This window comes from Lentzea sp. NBC_00516, from assembly GCF_036346835.1.
Classification (GTDB): domain Bacteria; phylum Actinomycetota; class Actinomycetes; order Mycobacteriales; family Pseudonocardiaceae; genus Lentzea; species Lentzea sokolovensis.
The window spans coordinates 9,770,654-9,790,561 of the sequence record NZ_CP107840.1; the positions used below are offsets into that span (position 1 = coordinate 9,770,654).

Genomic DNA, 19,908 nt, shown 5'->3' on the forward strand with positions numbered 1-19,908 from the left:
GACGCATGCGAGACCGGAACCGGTGGTACGCGCCGGTCACTCGGAAACTGCGGGAGCGTTGGCCTGATGCCGAGGACGGCATCTCACCGTCACTGCTGTGTCAGGTCGAACTGGGACTCCACCTGCTGTACCGGCTGAGCCCGGATGAACCCGCGGCCGGCGCGTGGACCCTGTTCAGCGGATACCCCTTCGCGCGGGCTGCCGGCCTGGCGTCCACTGAGGATCACGAGTGGATGCTGACATGTGCGCGACATCGGTTGGTCGGACTGCGTCGCCGGCATGTCTGGCGGCAGGCGCTCAAGGCTTACCGCAGACTCGATGTCGCGCTGCGGGGCTTCGACGTGCCCGCGGATCTCGGCCCGGCCCGTCCGATCCAGCTGTCCTCGGCCGAGAACCGCACGGATGTCTACGATCGCGCGCTGCGCGAGCTTCCCGGACTGGTCAGTGATCAGGTGCGCCTGGCGGAACCAGGACCGCACTACTTTTTCGAGAAAGGGAACCGCGCCCACATCACCATCACCGATGAGCTGACCGAGCTGCCGGTCGTCGAAGTCCGGCACCGGGTCGACCGGCCGACGCGGTCCAACGGCTGTCCGGTCTCCGTCCCCAGGAAGGAACTGAAACGGATCGCCAAGTGGATGGAACAGCGCGAACGGGAGATCAATGCCGAATATCCGGCGTTCCCCGTGAGGGACTGGTCAGCCGACCTGGAGAACGTGAAGTTCGACAACTGGGCGAGCGATGGCTCCGGATTCCAGGAGGACGACCAGGAACTGCGGCTCGACGGGATGCTGCACATGGTGGGCATGGTCGGCGCCGGCAAGAGCACTCTCATGACCCTGATCGCGGTGTGGGCGGCGAGACGGAGGCAGAAGCTGCGCGTCACGCTCGTCGTGGGCGACGTCGCGGAGCAGCTGAAGCTGACGACCTACTTTCGCGCGTTGTTGGGAGAAGGAGCGGCTGCGCCCGTCATCGGGCATTCGACCAGGGGACGACACGTGCAAAGTCTGCACCGCCGCTTGGCCGCGCAGGGCAAAACCTCAGTCCTGCACCACTGCGCGGACGACGGGTTCGACTCGTTGAGCACTGCCTGTCCGCTGGACGCGACGAGACCGCAGACGGCCCTAACGGCGCCCAGCCTGCTCGACGCGCCCTGTCACGATCTTTATCCGGTTTCCGAGGACGCGGACGAAGAGGGCGAACAGGTGCCTGAACGTCGTGACGCACGCGGATGTCCACTGTGGCACGGCTGCCCGCGCAACCACGCGGCTCGCGCTCTCCCCACCGCGGACATCTGGATCGCCAACATGGCGTCGCTGGTGACGAGCCCGGTGTCGTCTCACGTCAGTGGAGACAAGCTGCGACACCTGGAACTCGCGTGCCTGCGCAGTGACATCGTCATCGTGGACGAGGCCGACCGGGTCATGATGAACCTCGACGAGATGTTCGCTCCCTCGGCCACGTTGGTGACCAAGGGGTCGGACACGTCGTGGCTCGACCTCCTGCACGTGCACAACATTCGCGAACTGGCCCGCGACGGCCGCATCCAGCTGTCTGACTACGGCGTCGCGGACTGGGAGGCTTCGTTGTCCGTGGCGTCGCTGGCGACGAACCGGCTCTTTCCGGTGCTGAACGACGACAAGGACATGCGCAAGTGGGTCGGGGTCAGGTTCTTCAACTCCTGGACCTTGCAGAAGAAGGTCCTCGACGAGTGGTTCCCGGAAAGCCCGTCCGCGGAGTTCGGTCGCGAGAACGACGACGAGTTGTGGGACGACGAGGTCTTTCAGGACGAGGAGTCCGATGCTCGTCCCAGAGCGGTCAGCGACGAGCCGCCGTCGCGACGCAGGACGATCGAAGCGGCTTTCGACCAGTTTCGGGACGACCCGACAGGTGATGACGGCCCACACGACTCACTAGCGGACGACATGGCCTCGGTCGTTCAGCATCTGCTGATCACCCAGGAGCCGCGCGGTGCCCGGCGAAAAGTCGCCGCGCTGGTGAAGCTGCTGCGTTACGGATCAGCGGACGCCGACGACGAGCCGGACGGCTTCACGGTGCGCAAGCTGCACTTCACCTTGATGTTGGCGGCGTTGCATCAGCGGCTGGACCGCCTGACTTTCCTGTGGCCGCAGGTGGAAGCCGCGCTTCGGCTCGAATCCACGGACAACGAGCTGGTGCGCCGGCCACCGCTCGACTACCTCCCGCTCGTGCCCGAAGCACCGATGGGCAACGTGCTCGGGTTCCAGTACCTGCCAGACAACGGCAAGGAGCGCGAGGAGCAGGCGAAGGTGACGGGAACCCTCCGGTTCTTCCGCTGCGCCGGATCCGGAAGAGAGCTCCTGGCCACTCTGACGAACGTGGGGACGGACCGGGCTCAGGGTCGAAGAGGCCCGCACGTCGTCCTGATGTCCGGCACCAGTTGGGCTGGAACCTCGACCCGTGCTCATGTTCCGGTGCCGGTACGCACCGTGCTCAGGCCCTCTGACGAGTCTCTCGCGGCAGTTCTCCAGTCCTCGTTCGACACGCTGTTCCTGTACGACGAGGAGAACAGGCCGATCAGCCTGTCCGGCAAGGACCCTGACGTCCGTCCGTCGGTGCTGCGGAAGATGATCAACCTTCTCGGGCGCCCTCAGTCGGATGGCTTGAGCCCGCTGAGACGGGAATTCGATGCGATCGAGCACAGCCGGCGTCGCATTCTGCTCCTCGTGGGCAGCTATCGCGAGGCTGAGGTCGCAGCGCGTCAACTCGACGGCATCAAGGAGTGGCACGCGCACGTTCGAGTGCTCATCGCCGACAACGCCGACCTCGAGGAGGCCACGGGGGACGGGGACTCCGGCCCAGGCGCGATCCGGCGAGGCGACGTGGCCTCGTTCGCGAACGACCCGGACGCGTTCGTGCTGGTGGCACCGCTGCTCGCGTTGGAACGCGGGCACAACATCCTCAACTGGCAACGCAAAGCCGCGTTCGGCACCGTGATGTTCCTGGCCAGGCCACACCCCGTGCCCGGTGACATCAGCTTGTCCGTCTTCGCCATCAACGACTGGGCAGCCCGGTTCGTGCGCGGGTTCGCTGGAGAGCCCCGTGACGACAGGACGCTCAGGTCCTTCGACGAGTTCGTGGCCGGCAAGACCCTCGACGAGGCGGGGAAGGAGTTCCGGGAGCTCGCACGGAGCCGGTGGGGCCGGCTGCTCGTCCGGCGGTACATCTACCGGGCGTTGCCACCGGCCGAACGGCGCTCGTTCGCGTGGGACCAGCTGGTGACGATGTGGCAGGTGATCGGCCGACTCGTGCGCGGTGGTGTACCGGCGAGGGTGGTGTTCGTCGACGCCAAGTTCGCGCCCAACCTCGCGCTGGCCAAAGCGCCCGGAGCCGCCGAAGGGCGCCGGATCCGTCCTGACACGGACCGAACCAGCCTATTGGTCGCCATGCGGGACGTCCTCGCTCCCTACTTCTCGCCGCACGCCGACTGGACGGTCTTCGCCGGCACCGAGGACCCGGCCGCTCCTGAGTTGGTGCGCAAGCTCTACCAGCCCGTCCACGGCGCGTTGTGCAGGCTGCTCGACCAGCCAGCGCCGCAGGCCGAGCACCTCCCCGAGAGGATTTGATCTTGTTCTTCGCCTATCGGAACATTCGTCGCGCCGCGTACGTCCCAGCGCTGATGGACGTGCCGTTGACCGCCTCGTACCAGAGCCTCCCGTTTCCGGAGCAGCTCGCATCCGGTGTGCTCAGGGTGTGCAACCTCGGGCGAGTGGACAAGGAGCCGTTCCGGACCGCGCCGACTCATCGGCTGAACGGACTGCTGCAGACGCTGGCCTCGGACGTCGTGGTGCTGCGCCGCCCGCCCGCCGATCGCGAAAGCCTGGTTCCCCAGTGGCTCTACTGCCCGGCGGATCGCTCCAATCCCTTGCCGGAGAAGGTGTTCCACCGCCTTCTCGAGGCCTGGGCGTACGACCTCCGGCCCGAGGCAGAGTTCGGCGGTGACGTGCGTGAGCTGGTGGCGGAGCTCCGGGAGCTGCCGCCGATCTGGCCCGATGTCGACGTTCCGCTGCTGCGTACCCATCAGAGCGATGGAGGTACCGCACAACCCAACGAGCTCCAGTACCTGCTGGCCACCGACTACTTCGCGCGGCGAATCCAGGAACTGGAGCCGTACGACACGGGCACTGACCTCCTGCGCTTCCGCGCGGTGGCAAGAGGGCCCAGGCAGCAGGGAGCGGAGTTGATGTCCCAGCCTCTGCCGTACGAGAGCGGAGGCAACACCTGGTGGTTCTCGGTGATCATCAACCTGACCCTGCACACCGTGCCGTTCGACTCTGTGCCCACCCTTCACCTCCACTTGGGCCTGCGCCGCTGGGCGACGATCCCGGACGTGGACAGCGGCAAGCTCCGGCTGGGTTTCGGCTGCGACACCTCGGTCTACCTGCGTCCGACCGCACCTTGGTTGCCGGATGCTCCCATCAGCGACCGGTACGGCATTGCCAGGCTCACCTGGGACCGCGATGCCGGGGAGCATCGGTGGCGGCACGGAGACCCGGCAGGCCTGCTGAGCAGACTCGCTCTCAACCGGCCGTTTCCCTTGGTCTCCGACCTGCTGAGCCGCCCAGACCGCTGGATCCGCAGGAAGTCTGGTATCGACGCGCTCGTCGTGCACAACAACCGCATGCGCACCAAGCACGGCGTCGCCGTCGGGGTGATGTCGCACCAGCGATCGCGGATCGTGGAGTGGGCAGAACAGGCCTTGTTCCCCGAACTCGTCCGCGTTCCGGATCTCCTGCGGTCGCGATCCGGCCCGGACGCTCCAGCGAACAAGCGGAAGGACTCGTCCGGCGAGGCTCGCGCAAGAGCGGAGGAGCGCAACGCTCGCGCGCGGCGCATATCGGTGGGGCGAACCTGTGCCAAGTGGACCGAGTCCGGCATCCCTGTCTTCGAACCGAGGCTGCTGTGGCAGTCGGAGAAGACGAAGACACTCGCCATCAACGGTTTGATCGCCGCGCTCGGCCTGACGGGCGACGGCGGTGCCGCAGGGTCGGACGTTCACGCCGACCTGGACCAGCCGCTGCAGCTGACCTGGGACACGGAGGAGTTGGCCGTGCGGCTGCGCTGTGTCCGGCTCGTTCACGGTCTGGGCGACGGCCTCGGCGTCGACCAGAAGTCGAAGACCAGGCGCGATGATCACGTGGCGGCGTTCACCCGCTGCCGACAACGAATGGCGAAGTTCCTCACCGAGGACGGAGCGAGCATCGCAGCGCCGGACCTCGCCGTCGTGGAACTCGCCCCGCGCAAGGTCTTCCGCAATCGTGAGAACGATCCGAAGTTCCCTCTGCGTCTCGGGAGCGCGGACGTCGGTGTCTATACCCAGTTCATCGCCGATCGCGTGTCGGCCAAGTTCCACAGCGCGAAGAAGGACGAACGTCGCGCGATCGCGGTGTGGATGGACGGGCTTCGGCAACGAGGTGCGAGTGTGGTCCCGATTCCTCAAGTGTCACAAGGCCTTCCCGCAGAGACGCAGTATCTCGCGATTTGGATGGCGAGCCTGCGCAGGGATGGTCCGGGCCGACCTGCCCGGCGGTTCCCGATCGCGGTGCTGGTCCGCCCGGACTCGGTCGGCGCCGACGCGGTCCTCGGGTGGGACCTCGCCGCGTTCCAGGGAGTGGGGGCGTGGACGAGCTACCCGAGGTTCCTCACGAGACTGCCTGAGCTTGCGAACGTTCGCCCGGAAGACGTCGTCAACGCCGAAGACGAGGAGTGGGTGTCGTGGTCCGCTCATCGCAAGAAGATGGAACTGCGTCGTCGTGAGACAGAACGATTCGTCAAGAAGGTTCTGCTCTCGCCCGAGGTGAAGTCCCGTCCCACGGTGTTGCTCGCCCACTCGCAGAACGCCAGACAGCTGTGGACCTGGATGCAGGACGGTGTAGTCGTCAAGGACATGATCCGGACGGGTCACACGCCTGAGATGGAGCTGAGGCCGTGGCTGAGGCTTGTACGGGTGCGCACGGGTGATCAGCGTGAGACCGCGCAGTGGTGGGGCATCGACAACCCGTCAGAGGTCAACGGGCTTGCCGCCGGATTCTGGGAGCGCACGGACGATTCCGCGGACGCGCGGGTCTTCTACAGCACCTCGGCCAAGCCGGCGACGTTCAAGGACTCTGCGGTGGAGGCGGACAAGCTGACGCTGAGAACGATTCGTAGGGGAGAGCGCAAAGGGGAGCTGACGATCGACACCGCGGTGCCGGGGTGGAATCCGAACCTCCTGGAGATCGCTGTGGTCGGATGCCACCCCGGAGACGTTCCGGAGTCGATCGCCATGGCCGTGCACCAGTTGCGCCAGGCACCGGATCATCTGGATGCGTTGAGGCTTCCACTGCCGTTGCATCTTGCTGCGCTCGCACAGGAGTACGTGCTGCCTCTGGGGACCTCCGAGGACGATCTGGAGGAGGACGAAGAAGCGGCCGAGGACCCCAGTCACGAGGACGAGGCGACTACGGAGGAGGAAGCCGACGACTGACTCAACTGTCGCCGCAACCGAGGAGCGCCAAGTCATGCTTCAGCTCGCGCAGCAGCTCCCGGTCGCGATCTCGCTTGTCCGTCAACCTGTCCAGCAGAGCCACGGCGCGCTCTACGGCGGATCGTTGTTCAGCGCGCCTGCCCAGCCGGCGGTAGGACTCGGCCAGTTGAGCCTGGACGTGGGCCTCGTTGGCCGGGGCGCCCACCTCGTAGAGCCGGATCGCCGCCTCGGCGTGGGAGATCGCCTCGGTGTGCCGGTCCAGCTCTTGCAGGCAACGCACGAGATTGCGGTGGATCGCGCCCATGCCGTAGTTGTCCCGCGCATGTTCTGCCGCGCTCAGGGCGGCCGGTCCGCGGGCGATTGCGCGCCCGGGCTCCCCGTTGCCGAGGTCGATGCTGATCAGGCTGTTCAAGGCGTGTGCGACCCCGCGGTGATCCTGGTGCTCTTGGTAGAGCTCGCACGCCATGGTGGAGTGCGTCACCACGCTGTCCCATTGCCCGAGGTCCTCGCGGACGACGCTGAGGAGTTGGTGCGCGTGAGCCTCGTCCAGCCCGAATCGGCCTTCCTGGCAACGCAGGATCGACGACTCCAGGTTCTTGGCCGCGGGCTCCAGCAACCCCCGCTTGCGCTGGATCAGTGCGAGCAAGCGAAGCGTCACCGCGTCCGCCCACAGGCGTTCGGGGTCGGCCAGGGTCGACTTGTCGGCGTCCCTGGCCGACTTCAGCAGCCCCTCGGCGGCGGTCCAGTGACCTGCTCGGGTCTGGTAGGCGCACAGAACAGCGGGAAGGAGCCAGTTGAACGGCTGCTGGTCGTACGCGGGTGAACGAAGGACGTTGAGGAAGGTCGTGTGTTCCTGATCGAACCAAACCATCGCCGCCTTCTCGTCTTTAAGCTCGGGGAGCGGCGCGTTCGGATCCGGAGCGGGGACAGGGAGTTCACGGCCGGAGTTGAGGGCCTTGTCCGCGATGACGCCCGCCCACAGGAGGTAGCCGAGCAAGCGGTCACGTACGCATGTCACGTCGATGGTCGCTTCTGCTCCCGGAACCAGGTCAGTGAGACGTTCCCGGATGACGTCGTGCAGCGCGAAGCGGTTCGGCGGGGCCGCGATCGCGAGACTGCTGTCCAGCAACTGGTCCACCGCGCGAAGCGTTTCGTGAGTGCTGAGGTCCGCCAGGTACGAGAGTTGATCCGCGCGGACCGATGGACCGGGGTGCACTGCCATGACCTGGAGCACTCTGCGGGCTTGGGGAGTGAGTGTCTTCATCGACCAGTCGACCACCTCTCGTAGACCGGCGGTGCCGGCACTCGCCCCGATGTCCATCAGCAGGCGTCCGGCATCGAGTTCTTCCGCCAGGAACTTCAGTCCGTGCGGGTGTCGTCGCCGTGCTTGGGAACCGACGAGCGTGAGGGCCAGTGGCAGTCCGCCGCAGCGCCGCGCGAGGGCACGTGCTGCGAACGAATCGCTGTCGACCAGGTCTGAACCGGCGGTGTGGCGGAGAATTTCGAAACCGGCTTCGAGTTCCACCGGAGCCAGGACGATGTCACGAACCTGCGCGATCGTGTCGGGCGTGAGCAGCCTTGATCGGCTCGTCACCACAGTCATGTTCCTGGCGCCGGTGGCCAGCAGGGAGCGGACGTGGTCGAGGCTCAGCGCGTTGTCCAGGATCACCAGTGCGGAACGCTCGCTGACGAGAGACCGGTACTCGGCGGTCAACTCGTCGCCGGACAACTGCCGGGGATCACCCCTGAGCGCCCGGATGAACCGGGCCAGCACGCCCTCGACGGCCTGCGGCTCGTTCGCCGAATAGCCGTGGAGGTCCGCGTAAAGAGTCCCGTCTGGAAAGTGGTGCTCCGACGTCCGGGCCCAGTACGTGGTCAGCTGCGTCTTGCCCACCCCGGGCATGCCGGACACCGTTGCGAGCCGTGGCCCGGTCTCCTCTGCACGCAGAGCGTCCAGGCGGGCCAGTTCCGCGGCCCGCCCGTGGACGGGTGTCGCCGATGCCATCGGCAGTTGGCGCGGTACCGGTGAGTGCGTCGGGCGCGCCTCACAGTCCCGCGTGAGAGCCAAGGCCTCCAGGTCGCGTGCTTCCCGGCGGATCTCCTTGCTCAGACTGCCGCCGTTCCGGGAGACCGCGCGTTCGAGCTTCTCGACGTCACGCCTGATGTCATGGCTGCGACCGACCATTGCCAGCGCCTTCCACAGAAGGCCGGCCAACTCCTCGTCAGCACGCCAGAACTCGACCGCGCTCGCCGCGCTGACCGTGGCGGCCTCGGCTTCTTCCAGCAGCAACTCGGTTCTGATCAGGTCGGCGAACGCCCTGCGTCCGAGGTCGTTCAAGTCCTCGATCTCGGCGTCCAGCCGTACCGTGCCGACATTGGACAGTGGATCCTGGCCAGTCCACAAGGCACTCGCCTCACGCAGCGGCACCACTCGCTCCTGGGGAAGCATCCCTTTTGCTCGCGCGGAGAGCTGCCGAAGCTGCCAGTAGTCGATGTTCTCCTTCGGGATGCACAGGTGCACAATCCGATCCTGAGTGTCGGGAACAGCATCGGCGCCCAGTGCAGAGCGGAGACGCGACACGTGAGTGCGCAAGGTCCCGTCGGCCGGGCTTGAGCCGAACACCTCGCGCAACCGGGCGTACGTCACGGAGAAGGAATCGGCGAGAACGGCCGTTGCGAGGATGGCACGCTGACGCTCCTGCATGCGCAATTCCCTGCCGTCAAGAATTGCCGTAACTCGCCCCAGGACGCTCACCTGGATTCTGTCTGCGGACACGACAGTAAACCTACCCAGAGTAAATCCACCTGGGCAATCGCGTCGTTCGAACGGGGTGAGTCAACGCTCAGTCAACGCTCGGTCAACGGCGATTCGCCAGTCTTGTGGCGTCCAAGCGACATGCACGAGGAGAAGCATGAAAATGCGAGACAGTCCACTGGCGGACGGCGACGTGCCTGGCCTTCAGGTCAGGATGTGGATGTGCGGGTTCGTTCTGGCCCGGTACAGCGCGCGAAGCGCCGGATCGGTTCGACGGCGTCCCCATCTGCGTATCGCGGCCTGCCGCGACTCCAGCCTCGACCGCGCTCTCAGGTCCGCCACGTCACATGGCCACCGTGGTGGCCAGGGCAACACATTCGGGCGTTCGGCGGGCCGGGTGGGATCATTGGTGGTGTGCTGCTTCATGATTCTGGCGCGCTTCCACATTGTGGGTGTCACGTCGCCTGGTCGCTTCAAGTTCTGGGTGGCGCGTGCACTGTTCGATTCCCTCCGGTCGGCTCGGCGTCGCACTTCGCCGACAGTTGCAGCAGAAAGGTCCTGACCATGGACGTCGAAAAGAACAAAAACAGTGGTGGCGGCGGCAACGGCGGTACAGGAGACCGCGAGAAGTAAAGCTCGTTCTGCTGTCTCGCGGTAGGGGTCGGTAATCGCTGGTGGACCACCGACCCCTACCGCTGTGTTCACCGTCGCAGCGTCTTAAGGTGTTGGCGCCTTCGCGGAGGGGCATGCCGGTCATGAGGGCAGTGCTGTAGTCCAAAGGGCCAATCGTCCAATGATCGGGTCTGAGGTCGTACTGTGTGGGTTCCTTGGAAGGGATGCCGAGGTAAACGAGCCTGACACCTGGTGACCTCTTAGGTGGCGGCGAAGAGGTCACGAGCAAGTCGATGAGCCGCAATTCGCTGACCTGCGGATTTGTGAATCTCGGCGACAAGACTTCGCGTAGATCTAGTGGGTTGAGGGAGGACTTCTGCTCCCAATTTGCTCCCACGCAACGCAGATGGGGTGTCGACGAAGATCGTCGACACCCCATCTGACCTGGTAAAACACATCATGGGCGATACTGGGATCGAACCAGTGACCTCTTCGGTGTGAACGAAGCGCTCTCCCGCTGAGCTAAACGCCCGTGTTCTGTTGTGGTGTTGCCCCGCTCTCGCGGTGTGGCCATAGCCTACAACATCATCAACGAGAACCAAAAATCGGGCTCTGCAACCAGGACCACTCCAGGCCGAACCAGCCTCCCACCAGTGCGAACACGTTGAGGAAGTAGCAGGTGACGAGGACGATGGCGCAGACGCCCGCCATCACCAGGCCGCGGACCCACGGCGGCTGGCGCTTGAGCCACGCGACCCAGCGGTCGTAGTAGCGCTTCGCGAACTTCAGGACTCGGCCTGCCCACTCGAACTCCGTGGCCAGGATGGCGAGGCCCGCGAAGACGACGAGCCAGCCCGGGCCGGGGTACGGGATCATGATGATGCCCGCGATCAGCACCAGGCCGCCGATCACGCCCACGCCGATTCGGTAGGCCAGGTTCAGCGCCGGGTTCCGGTGGAACCAGTGGCGCCAGCCCTTGTGCTCGTCGGGCTTCACTTCGGGCTTCGTCATGTGTCGATCATCCTGTTGGGATTCAGGCGGGTGCAACCTGACCTCCTGCCAGCACCTCCGAGGGTTTCGGCGGGGCCTGGCGGCCTGGTTCGAGCGACACCGCGAAGGTCGTGTGCTTGTGCGCGTCGGCGGACCAGGCCAGCAGTTGCGGGTCTGTGGAGCCTGCGCGCACGTCGAACACCGCCAACGGTACCGGCGCTTTGGTGCTCGCACCCCAAACTACGTAAACGTGACCCGTGTCGTTCGGTTTGAGGTTCATCGGCATCACGGCGCCCGAGGTCGGGTTCGAGAGAACCACGGCCACTTCGTCGCCTGATCCGGTGCGCAGGACCGCCCTGTTGGTCGTCGGGTCCGCAGCGAGGGAGAGGGCCTTGTTCAGCTCGTCGGTGCGTGTCTGTGCGGCCGTGACCTCGCTCGAGAGTTGGTTCACGCGCACGCCCAGGTAGCCGCCGCCTGCCAGTACGACCAACGCTGCCGCGGCGGCCAGCAGCACGCGGCCGGTGCGGCGGCGGTGTTGCGGGCGCAGCGGAATCGGGGCCGCGTGGCGCGGGGTGTGTTGTGCCGGCACTTCCTGGGGGATGTGCTCGATCTGTTCCATCAGCCTCGCGCGGAGGCGGGGTGGTGGTTGTTCCTGGCGGACCGCGCCGCCGATGCCCGCCAGCACCTCCTGCGTCGCCTCCACGGTGCGCTGGCACGTGGTGCAGGTCGGCAGGTGGTCGCGAACCAGTGCTTCCTCGTCTGGCTCCAAGGAGTGCATCGCCCAGCCGACGGCGAGCTCCTCTTGAGCGCACAGGTCGCCGTTCACCGGTGAACTCCCGTCGTCTCGCCGGTCTCTCCGGCCCACAAGTTCCCCAACGTGCCTCTCAGGCGTCTGATCGCCGCGAACGTGCGCGATTTCACAGTGCCCAGGGGTACGCCTGTCAGCTTTGCCACTTCGCACTGCGTGTAGCCACCCAGATAGGCGAGCGCTATTACCTGGCGCTGTTCTTCCGGCAGCGTGTGCAGGGCCGCTCTGACCTCGGCGCTCACCACGCTGACCAACGCTGCGTGGTCGGAGCCCTCGGCAGGAGGGGAGACATCGTCGGTGAGGGGAACAGTCCGACGACGCTGAGTGTTCTCTTTACGTACGGCGTCCACCGCGCGGTGGTGAACCAAAGTCATCAACCAGGTGCCGAAACTTCCGCGGGCGGGGTCGAACCTGGCGGGGTTCCGCCAGAGCGCGAGGAAGGCTTCCTGGACGACGTCCTCGGCCAGGTCCGGGTCCACGCAGATGCGCCTGGCCAGCGAATACGCTGGTGTGCCGTACCTGTCGTACAGCTCACCGAACGCCGGCCGATCGCCCTGTGCGAGTCTTTGCACGAGCTCGAAATCGGTCGGCCGGCCGTCGCTCGACGCGACGGTTGGGCCGGGCGAGTCAGCCACCAGAGATGTCCTCACGTCCAACATTCGCGCAACAGCCGGTACCGGGTTCAGGTTAGACCCAGCAAGATGGGAGTCGCTGAACGTCGGCTAACGAGCGAGGAGGACACGGAGCGCGTGCATACGGTCGCGTTGCGGAGTCAAGCTGACCCGATGGGGTGATCTGGGCCCGATTCGCGAGCGTTCCTCGCCACATGCACGTCACAACTAAGGTGCTCGGTCGTTTCATTGACCGGGAAGGGAGAAGAGGGTAACGACGATGCGCAACGATCACGTGACGCTCCGCTCGACAGCGGTCTTCGACCTGCTGGCACCGAGGACCCCTGCGGTCCCGGTTCAAGTGGAGCTGCGATATGACACAAAGGACCCGTACGCGGTCGTCGCCGCGTTCCGCACCGGCCGCGCCGGTTGGGTCGAGTGGGTTTACGCCCGCGACTTGCTCGCCGACGGTCTCATCGCCGACGCCGGTGACGGTGACGTCCGGATCCGCCCCGCCGCCGACGACCCCGAGGTCGTCGTGATCGAGCTGAGCTCGCCTTCCGGGCACGCCATGTTCGAGGCGTCCGCACAGGAACTCGCCGACTTCCTCGACCGGACCTACGACGTCGTCGTGCCGGGCAACGAGCACCTCTGGGTCAACGTCGACGAGGCGCTCACGCACCTCATCTCGAACGACCTCAGCTGAATAATCCGAGGTAGGGGGCCCGCGATGGCGATGCGGGACCCCCCGGTGAAACCCGCTTGAACCCCTCGTATAAGCTTTGTTTCAACATCATGAAGTCAGTGATGAACGCGGATGTAGCGCAGTTGGTAGCGCATCACCTTGCCAAGGTGAGGGTCGCGAGTTCGAGTCTCGTCATCCGCTCTGTGGTTCCCCGGCGCTAGCCGTCGTGGAGTCATGCTCCTGGCGGAGTGGCCGAGTGGCTTAGGCAAGGGCCTGCAAAGCCCTGTACACGGGTTCGATTCCCGTCTCCGCCTCGGACGATTAGCTCAGCGGGAGAGCACTACCTTGACACGGTAGGGGTCACAGGTTCAATCCCTGTATCGTCCACTTTGGATCATCAGCGGGGCCGGGTGCACAGTGCACCTGGCCCCGCTGGCGTTTCCGCGCCTTTCTGGCCGGCTCGGCGCAGTCCGACAGGCTCAAGATCAGCCGATTTGGAACTTCCGGGGACCGTCGGATAAAGTTCCTCTCGCACCACGGGAAACCGGCGGAGCACGCGGATGTAGCGCAGTTGGTAGCGCATCACCTTGCCAAGGTGAGGGTCGCGAGTTCGAGTCTCGTCATCCGCTCGGACGATTAGCTCAGCGGGAGAGCACTACCTTGACACGGTAGGGGTCACAGGTTCAATCCCTGTATCGTCCACTCAACCAAGAAGCCCTCGATCGAACATGATCGAGGGCTTCTTGGCGTTCACGGCAACTTCTCGTCCGTCGCCCAGTTTTTGTCCAGTTATTGGTCGGTAGGGCGAAAAATGCCCACTTTTTTGTCTTTTATCGCGGCAAGGTCGCATCTACTGTTGGTCGCTGTGTCCGGCTATCAGTTCGATTTCTTCATCAGCTACAGCCGCCAGGGAAGTGTGCAGAAATGGCTGCTGAACCACTTCTACAACAAACTCGTCGAGTGCCTCGCCGATGAGTGCGCGCCCACGCCCAGGGTCTACATGGACCGGTTCATGCCCAAGGCGGTGGAGTGGTCGCACAACCTGGAGACCTCGCTGCGGCGCAGCAAGATCATGATCCAGGTCATGACGCCGCACTACTTCACGTCCGGCTGGTGCATGGCGGAGCTCTACAGCATGAGGGCGCGAGAGGACCTGCTCGGCTTCGCGAGTCCCAAGATCCCCCAGGGCTTGATCTACCCGATCCTCTACTCGGATTCGGAGAACTTCCCGATGGAGGAAAAAATGCGCAAATGGCACGACTTCAAGGAATACGCGCATCCCGATCCGGTTTATCAGCAGACCGTCCACTACTTCCAGTTTCACAAAGAGGTGAAGCAGCTGGCGCGCGATCTGGTCGAACTGGCGGACCAGGTTCCTGACTGGGAACCCGACTGGCCGATCGTCGAACGTCCCGACCCGATCGTCACTCCGCGAACGCCCTTGCCGAGGTTCAAGCCATGTCCGGAACCGTGATCACGTTCTACTCCTACAAAGGCGGCGTCGGGCGCAGCTTCACCTTGGCCAACACGGCGGTGTTGCTCGCTCGCTGGGGTTACCGGGTGCTCGCCATCGATTGGGACCTGGAGGCACCGGGTCTTCACCTCTACTTCCGCCCGCACCTTTCCCAGATGCCCGACAGCGGCGTGGTCGATCTCGCCTACGACTTCATCAGAAAGGTCGAAGCACCCGGATCGCACACCGTCCGGGTCGACGTCGAGGGCGGCGTGCTGGACCTGATGGCCGCCGGCAAGGTCGTGGGGAACAAGCTCGACGCCTCCTACACGTACCGGATGCAGGAGATCGACTGGTCGCACCTCTACGAGCAGGGGTTCGCCGAGTTCCTCGAAGACCGCCGCGACGAGTGGACCGCGAAGTACGACTTCGTGCTGATCGACAGCCGGACCGGTGTCTCCGACATCGCGGGCATCTGCACCGCGCAGCTCCCGGACCGCCTGGTAGTGGTGTTCACCGCCAACGAGCAGAACCTCAACGAGGTGGTGGACATCGCCTACCTCGCGGACATGGCGAGGGATCGGCTGCCCTACGACCGGCCGCGTCACCAGGTGATGCCGGTGCTTTCCCGGCTGGACAACCGGATGGAGTACCAACGGGCCGAGGAGTGGCAGCAGAAGTGCGTGGGGGTCGTCGCTCCCTTGTTCGACAACTGGCTGGTCAAGGGCGTCACCCCGGAACAGATGGTGCGGCATCTGACGGTTCCGTACATCTCCTACTGGAGCTTCGGCGAACTGCTTCCCGTGCTGTTTGAGCGCCCTCCGTCGCCGGACCAGATCTCCTTCGCCCTGGAGACCGTCGCCGCGGTGATGGCACACGAGTTCGACCGGACCGACCTGCTGGCCGACAACCGCGACGCCTACGTCGCAGCCGCTCGCACGCGGCGGCGCAAGTTCGACTGGGATCTCCTCGTGTCCAGCCCGCGAACGCTGTGGCGCACGGGAACGGAGCTGATCACCGAGCTGCGGCTGCTCGGCGTGACGGCGGACAGGTCGGTGTCGGGTGACCCGGAGTTCCTCGATCAGACCGGTGACCCCGCCGAGCACCTCTGTCTCGTGGTCGACGGCGAGCTGAGCCGGTGGCAGCTGACCGAAGCGGAACGGTTCATGCGGCGCACGCTCGGGCCGGACGGCGCCCAGCGGCAGATGTTCTGCCTGCTGACTCGCGGCACGGACCGCGAGCGGTTGCCCGGCTTCCTGCGCAGCCTGAGGCATCTCGAGTTCGACCGGACCTCACGTCCCGTCCGGGTGGCGCGGGAACTGCACGACCTCATCAGAGCGACACCGGCCCCTGAGACCGAACCGGACCTCGAAGCCCTGCGCGGTGCGGAGGCGGCTCTGCGGGAGTTGCCGGAGCTGCTGCCATACGAGGGGAGGTTCGCGCTCATCGACGAAACGGTGCTCGGCATGTCCTCGGCGCTCGACGACGGGGACATGGATCTGCTGCGCGACCGATCCGCCGACCTGCTGCTGCTCAGCAAGTCCCACCGCGACGGGGCCGGGATCGCGGTACCGGCGCGACTACGTGCCGAGGTGGGCGTCCTGCTCACCCGGATCGATCGACGAATCAACGCGTTCACGGACTGAAAGGCGGCGTGATGCCGGAGACGTACGGCCCTCAGGCACGGGCGGCACTAATGCAGCTGATGCTGGAAGACCGCGCCATTGCGCACAAGGAGTTGACCGACCGCTTCAAGATCAAGCTGCCGCCCAAGGAACGCGGTCCGCTGAACGACGACGAGTTGATGTCGACGTCGAAAGAGGGCCGCAGGCTGGTGCACGAGATCACCGACAAAGGTGTCGAGTGGTGCATGAACGACCTGGTGGGTGGCGAGCCGCCGTCTCCGTCGGGGCCGCTGGCGCGGGCACACGCCGAGATGCTCCGCCGTGTCATCGGGTTCCTCCACAGGCGGGGATTGCTCGCCGAGGCGGTCCGTTCGGGCGACCTGGAGTCGTTGATCCGCGCGGCCTACACCGATCTGGCCACCGCGCCGGAGGACTGGATCCGGCTGGCCCGCGTCCGTTCCCGGTTGAACGGCGCCGGCAAGAACGAGGTGGACGACGTGTTGCTGGAGATGATGAAGACCGGGACCGTCCACCTCGCCCCGGACTCGAACACCAAGATGCTCACCGCAGAAGACCGTGCCTCGGCGGTTCGGATCGGTGGTGAGGACTTGCACCTCATCGCGATCGAGGAGTCGTCATGACCGCCCAGCTGCGGGAAGCGCTGGCCGCGCTGCGTTTCAACTCCGCCGAGACGCCCGACGACGTCTGGCAGACCTCGCCGTCCCACGTCGACGGTCTGCACCCGAGGGCGGAGCACCGCATCAGGGCCGGTATCGCGGACGCCAAGGCGAGCGACGGTCCCAGCCCCATCGGGCTCGCACTGCAGGGGCGCAAGGGCATCGGGAAGACCCACCTGCTCGGCTCGGTGCGCCGCATGGTTCAGCGGGAGGGCGGGTACTTCTTCCTGATCGAGCTCACGTCCGGCCAGATGTTCTGGGACGACGTCGCCGACGCGATGCGCAGCGAACTGCTCAGGACCAACGATGACGGTGACTTTCAGCTGACGGTGTTGCTGAAGCAGTTGTGCGAGCGGGCGAACGCCTCGGAGGAGGTCACGCGGGCGGTCCTGGGTGAGGCTCCGTTGATTCCGGACGACCTCCGTGTGTTGCTCAACGGCCTGCGCCAGGTGGAAGGCCGGATCGCGGTCGAATGTGGTGACACGGTCAAAGCGCTGGTGTTGTACGCCTCCGAGCACGCGGACGTCGGTCGCGCCTATCTGGAAGGACTGGAGGAGTCGCAGGACGAACGCCGTCACTGGGGCCTGCCGGTCAAGCCGAAGCGCCCCCAGACTCTCGTGCGGGACATCTCCCGCATCCTTGCGCTGACGGGTCCGTGTGTGGTCGCCGTCGACCAGTTGGACACGCTCGTCAACAAGAGCCAGGAAGCCTTCGACGAGGAGACGACGAACAGTGAGCTCGCACAGGAGATCGCACTCATCTCCGACGGGCTGATGCAACTCCGCGAGACGACGAGGCGAACGCTGACGGTCGTGGCGTGCCTGCCCAACACCTGGGTGAGGCTCGGATCGATCGCGAGCGACACCGTGGGCGACCGCTTCACGACGACTCCGATCCTCGTCGCCATAACGGACGCGGAGCTCGCCCGCGTGCTCGTGGAGAAGTGGCTGGGCGCCATCTACCAGCGCAAGGGGATCACGCCACCGCACCCGACGTGGCCAGTCGCTCCCGAGGCGTTCGGTTCCTGGCAGCCGATGACTCCGCGAGAGCTGCTCAAGCGCATCCACGCACACGCTGAAAGCTGTTTCCACGGCGACATCAGGGAACTGCGCTCGTTCGACGAACAGCCGGCTCAGGAGCAGCCGCCCCAGAAGGCGGTGCAGAAGTCGGCCAGGAAAACGGCGCAGCAGCCCGTTGCACAGGCTCCTGGCACGCCCTCGCAGCAGGAGCCCGACGACCTGGCCGAGCTCGACGCCGAGTTCGAGAGACTGCGTGCGCTGCCCAGCATGGCGGCCGCGGACGTCAAGCCGCACAACGAGGACGAGGTCATGCCGGCGCTGCTGCTGGCAGGTCTGAGGTCGTGGGTCACCGAGATCGGCAACGACGACCTCACCTGGCATCCAGAACCCCAGGCTGACGACAACAGCCTGCACGCGGGACTGCGCCACACCGTGGATGAGGAGAAGGACGTCGAGGAGCGCTGGGTGTTCCGGCTCATCGCCAGCAGTCACGGCAACCGAGTGCTGCGCAGGTTGCGGGACGCGCGTGCCGCGGCGGCGAACGTTCGGGGCCGACACCTGATCCTGATCCGCAACGGCTCCAAGGGGTGGACCGGCGCGAAGACCCGGGGTGAGGTCGCCGAGTTCGAACGTGCTGGCGGCAGGAGCATCGACGTCTCCGACGACGACCTGCGGACCTTCGGCGCGCTCAAGGAGATGTGGTCGACGCAGAGCTACCAGCTGTTCGCGTGGCTCGCCGCACGCAAACCCGCCAGCAGCACCACGTTCCTGCAGCAGATCATGCCTCGTCCGGGACGGACCACCACGAGGAGCGGGCACCAGGAGACGCGCCCTCCTCCACCGCCGCGGGAGATGCCACGGCCGGCGATGCCGCAGCCAGAAGAGCCGCAGCCGGCGAAGCCGGAGAACCAGCCCGTGAAACCGAAGCCGCCGCAGGAACAGGGCGATGGCGAGATCGTGCTCGGGATGGACGGGGAGATCCGGATCGAGCTGGAGTCGTTGCGCAAGCACGCGATCGTGTTCGCCGGGTCCGGTAGCGGCAAGACGGTGCTGTTGCGCCGGATCGTCGAGGAGTGTGCGTTGCAGGGGGTGTCGGCGATCGTGCTGGATCCCAACAACGACTTGGCGCGGCTCGGGGACGCGTGGCCGGAGCCGCCGGAGGACTGGCGGCCCGGGGATCGGGAGGCTGCTGCCGAGTACCTGGCCTGCACCGAGGTGGTCGTGTGGACGCCGGGACGGGCTGCCGGGCGACCGTTGAGTTTTCATCCCCTGCCCGACTTCGCTTTGGTGCGAGGGGACGAGGACGAGTTCGGGGCGGCCGTCGAGGCTGCTGTGGCTCGGTTGGTGCCTCATGCGCGGATTGCCAACGAGACGAAGTTCGCTGTTCGTGGGCGGGCGGTGCTCAAGGAGGCGTTGAAGCACTACGCGCGCAACGACAGGCGGGATCTGAACGGGCTCGTGGATCTGTTGGCAGAGTTGCCGGACGGTGTGAGCAAGCTGTACTCGGCAACGGCTACTGCGGCTGACCTGGCGGAGACGCTCAGGGCCGCGATGGTCAACGATCCTCTCCTCGCCGGTACCGGAGAAGCCACGGATCCCGGGGAGTTGTTCGAGCCCTCCCAGGGGAAGCGGGCCAGGGTCTCGGTGATCAGCTTCATCGGGTTGCCGTCTGACGAGCAACGGCAGGGGTTCATCAGCCAGTTGCAGCTGGAGGTGTTCGCCTGGATCAAGCGGAATCCGGCGGTCGATCGGCCGCTCGGCGGGTTGATGGTCATGGACGAGGCGCAGACGATCGCGCCGTCCGGCCAGGCGACGGCCAGTACGCAGACCACGATCCTGCTGGCGTCGCAGGCGCGCAAGTACGGGCTGGGGTTGTTGCTCGCCACCCAGGCCCCGAAGGGCGTGCACAACCAGGTCACCGGCAATGCGACCACGCAGTTCTTCGGGCGGTTGAACAGTCCGGCCCAGATCGCCGCGGCCACGGACATGGCGCGGGCCAAGGGGAGTTCGATCGCGGACATCTCCCGCCTGGAGCGGGGGCAGTTCTACGTCACCGGAGACACGTTCGGGTTCCGGCGGATGCGGGCGCCGTTGTGCCTGAGTCATCACCCTCCGAGCCCGTTGCGGCTCGAGGAAGTGGTCGAGCGAGCCAGGAAGCAGTGAGAAAG

11 protein-coding genes and 6 tRNA genes are annotated in these 19,908 nt (G+C 65.8%); 12 read left to right on the forward strand and 5 right to left on the reverse strand.

From position 1 onward, the window contains the following. Positions 1-5: 5 nt before the first annotated feature. Positions 6-3,605 (forward strand): hypothetical protein, encoded by a 3,600-nt coding sequence (locus tag OG205_RS45505; protein WP_330273936.1) that lies wholly within the window; start codon positions 6-8, stop codon positions 3,603-3,605. A 2-nt stretch (positions 3,606-3,607) separates the two neighbouring features. Then, positions 3,608-6,505 carry a pPIWI_RE module domain-containing protein gene (locus OG205_RS45510; protein WP_330273937.1) on the forward strand — a complete coding sequence of 966 codons (2,898 nt, stop codon included), beginning with the start codon at positions 3,608-3,610 and terminating at the stop codon, positions 6,503-6,505. A gap of 1 nt (position 6,506) precedes the next feature. On the opposite strand, the gene OG205_RS45515 is transcribed toward OG205_RS45510, so the two are convergent. The 5 genes from OG205_RS45515 to OG205_RS45535 form a co-directional block, all read right to left on the reverse strand. Then, positions 6,507-9,209, reverse strand: coding sequence for an NB-ARC domain-containing protein (locus OG205_RS45515; RefSeq protein WP_330273938.1), 2,703 nt, complete (start codon positions 9,207-9,209; stop codon positions 6,507-6,509). A gap of 1,123 nt (positions 9,210-10,332) precedes the next feature. Then, a tRNA-Val gene (locus OG205_RS45520) sits at positions 10,333-10,404 on the reverse strand. A 56-nt stretch (positions 10,405-10,460) separates the two neighbouring features. Then, positions 10,461-10,883, reverse strand: coding sequence for a TIGR02611 family protein (locus OG205_RS45525; RefSeq protein ID WP_330273939.1), 423 nt, complete (start codon positions 10,881-10,883; stop codon positions 10,461-10,463). Positions 10,884-10,905: 22 nt separating this feature from the next. Beyond that, positions 10,906-11,688: an anti-sigma factor gene (locus OG205_RS45530; protein WP_330273940.1), complete on the reverse strand. Its 783-nt coding sequence runs from the start codon at positions 11,686-11,688 to the stop codon at positions 10,906-10,908. Further along, on the reverse strand, positions 11,685-12,305 hold the full coding sequence (locus tag OG205_RS45535; protein WP_330273941.1) for an RNA polymerase sigma factor: 621 nt from the start codon (positions 12,303-12,305) through the stop codon (positions 11,685-11,687). The genes OG205_RS45530 and OG205_RS45535 overlap by 4 nt, the downstream gene beginning before the upstream one ends. A 256-nt stretch (positions 12,306-12,561) precedes the next feature. On the opposite strand from OG205_RS45535, the gene OG205_RS45540 reads away from it, so the two are divergent. The 10 genes from OG205_RS45540 (at position 12,562) to OG205_RS45585 (ending at position 19,903) form a co-directional block, all read left to right on the forward strand. Further along, positions 12,562-12,987: an SsgA family sporulation/cell division regulator gene (locus tag OG205_RS45540; RefSeq protein WP_030477975.1), complete on the forward strand. Its 426-nt coding sequence runs from the start codon at positions 12,562-12,564 to the stop codon at positions 12,985-12,987. 107 nt (positions 12,988-13,094) lie between these two features. After that, positions 13,095-13,167, forward strand: a tRNA-Gly gene (locus tag OG205_RS45545). 41 nt (positions 13,168-13,208) lie between these two features. Then, a tRNA-Cys gene (locus OG205_RS45550) sits at positions 13,209-13,280 on the forward strand. A 1-nt stretch (position 13,281) separates the two neighbouring features. After that, positions 13,282-13,353 (forward strand) — tRNA-Val (locus tag OG205_RS45555). Positions 13,354-13,522: 169 nt separating this feature from the next. Further along, positions 13,523-13,595, forward strand: a tRNA-Gly gene (locus tag OG205_RS45560). Position 13,596: 1 nt separating this feature from the next. Beyond that, a tRNA-Val gene (locus tag OG205_RS45565) sits at positions 13,597-13,668 on the forward strand. A 109-nt stretch (positions 13,669-13,777) separates the two neighbouring features. Next, complete coding sequence (locus OG205_RS45570; RefSeq protein ID WP_330273942.1) at positions 13,778-14,440, forward strand: TIR domain-containing protein; 663 nt, start codon at positions 13,778-13,780, stop codon at positions 14,438-14,440. Further along, positions 14,425-16,065, forward strand: a complete 1,641-nt coding sequence (locus tag OG205_RS45575) for a KGGVGR-motif variant AAA ATPase (RefSeq protein WP_330273943.1) — start codon at positions 14,425-14,427, stop codon at positions 16,063-16,065. Before OG205_RS45570 ends, OG205_RS45575 begins: the two co-directional genes overlap by 16 nt. Positions 16,066-16,076: 11 nt before the next feature. Continuing rightward, a complete protein-coding gene (locus tag OG205_RS45580) occupies positions 16,077-16,685 on the forward strand; it encodes a hypothetical protein (protein WP_330273944.1) in 609 nt (202 codons plus the stop codon). Further along, entirely contained in the window at positions 16,682-19,903 is a 3,222-nt protein-coding gene (locus OG205_RS45585) for an ATP-binding protein (RefSeq protein ID WP_330273945.1), read from the forward strand. Before OG205_RS45580 ends, OG205_RS45585 begins: the two co-directional genes overlap by 4 nt. Positions 19,904-19,908 lie beyond the last annotated feature (5 nt).

What these genes read in the sequence shown, in the direction of transcription:
- OG205_RS45505 (WP_330273936.1), top strand. Translation starts at nt 6, where the DNA reads ATGCGAGACCGGAACCGGTGGTACGCGCCGGTCACTCGGAAACTGCGG.
- OG205_RS45515 (WP_330273938.1), bottom strand. Translation starts at nt 9,209, where the DNA reads ATGCAGGAGCGTCAGCGTGCCATCCTCGCAACGGCCGTTCTCGCCGAT.
- OG205_RS45525 (WP_330273939.1), bottom strand. Translation starts at nt 10,883, where the DNA reads ATGACGAAGCCCGAAGTGAAGCCCGACGAGCACAAGGGCTGGCGCCAC.
- OG205_RS45540 (WP_030477975.1), top strand. Translation starts at nt 12,562, where the DNA reads ATGCGCAACGATCACGTGACGCTCCGCTCGACAGCGGTCTTCGACCTG.
- OG205_RS45570 (WP_330273942.1), top strand. Translation starts at nt 13,778, where the DNA reads ATGCCCACTTTTTTGTCTTTTATCGCGGCAAGGTCGCATCTACTGTTG.
- OG205_RS45575 (WP_330273943.1), top strand. Translation starts at nt 14,425, where the DNA reads ATGTCCGGAACCGTGATCACGTTCTACTCCTACAAAGGCGGCGTCGGG.
- OG205_RS45580 (WP_330273944.1), top strand. Translation starts at nt 16,077, where the DNA reads ATGCCGGAGACGTACGGCCCTCAGGCACGGGCGGCACTAATGCAGCTG.
- OG205_RS45585 (WP_330273945.1), top strand. Translation starts at nt 16,682, where the DNA reads ATGACCGCCCAGCTGCGGGAAGCGCTGGCCGCGCTGCGTTTCAACTCC.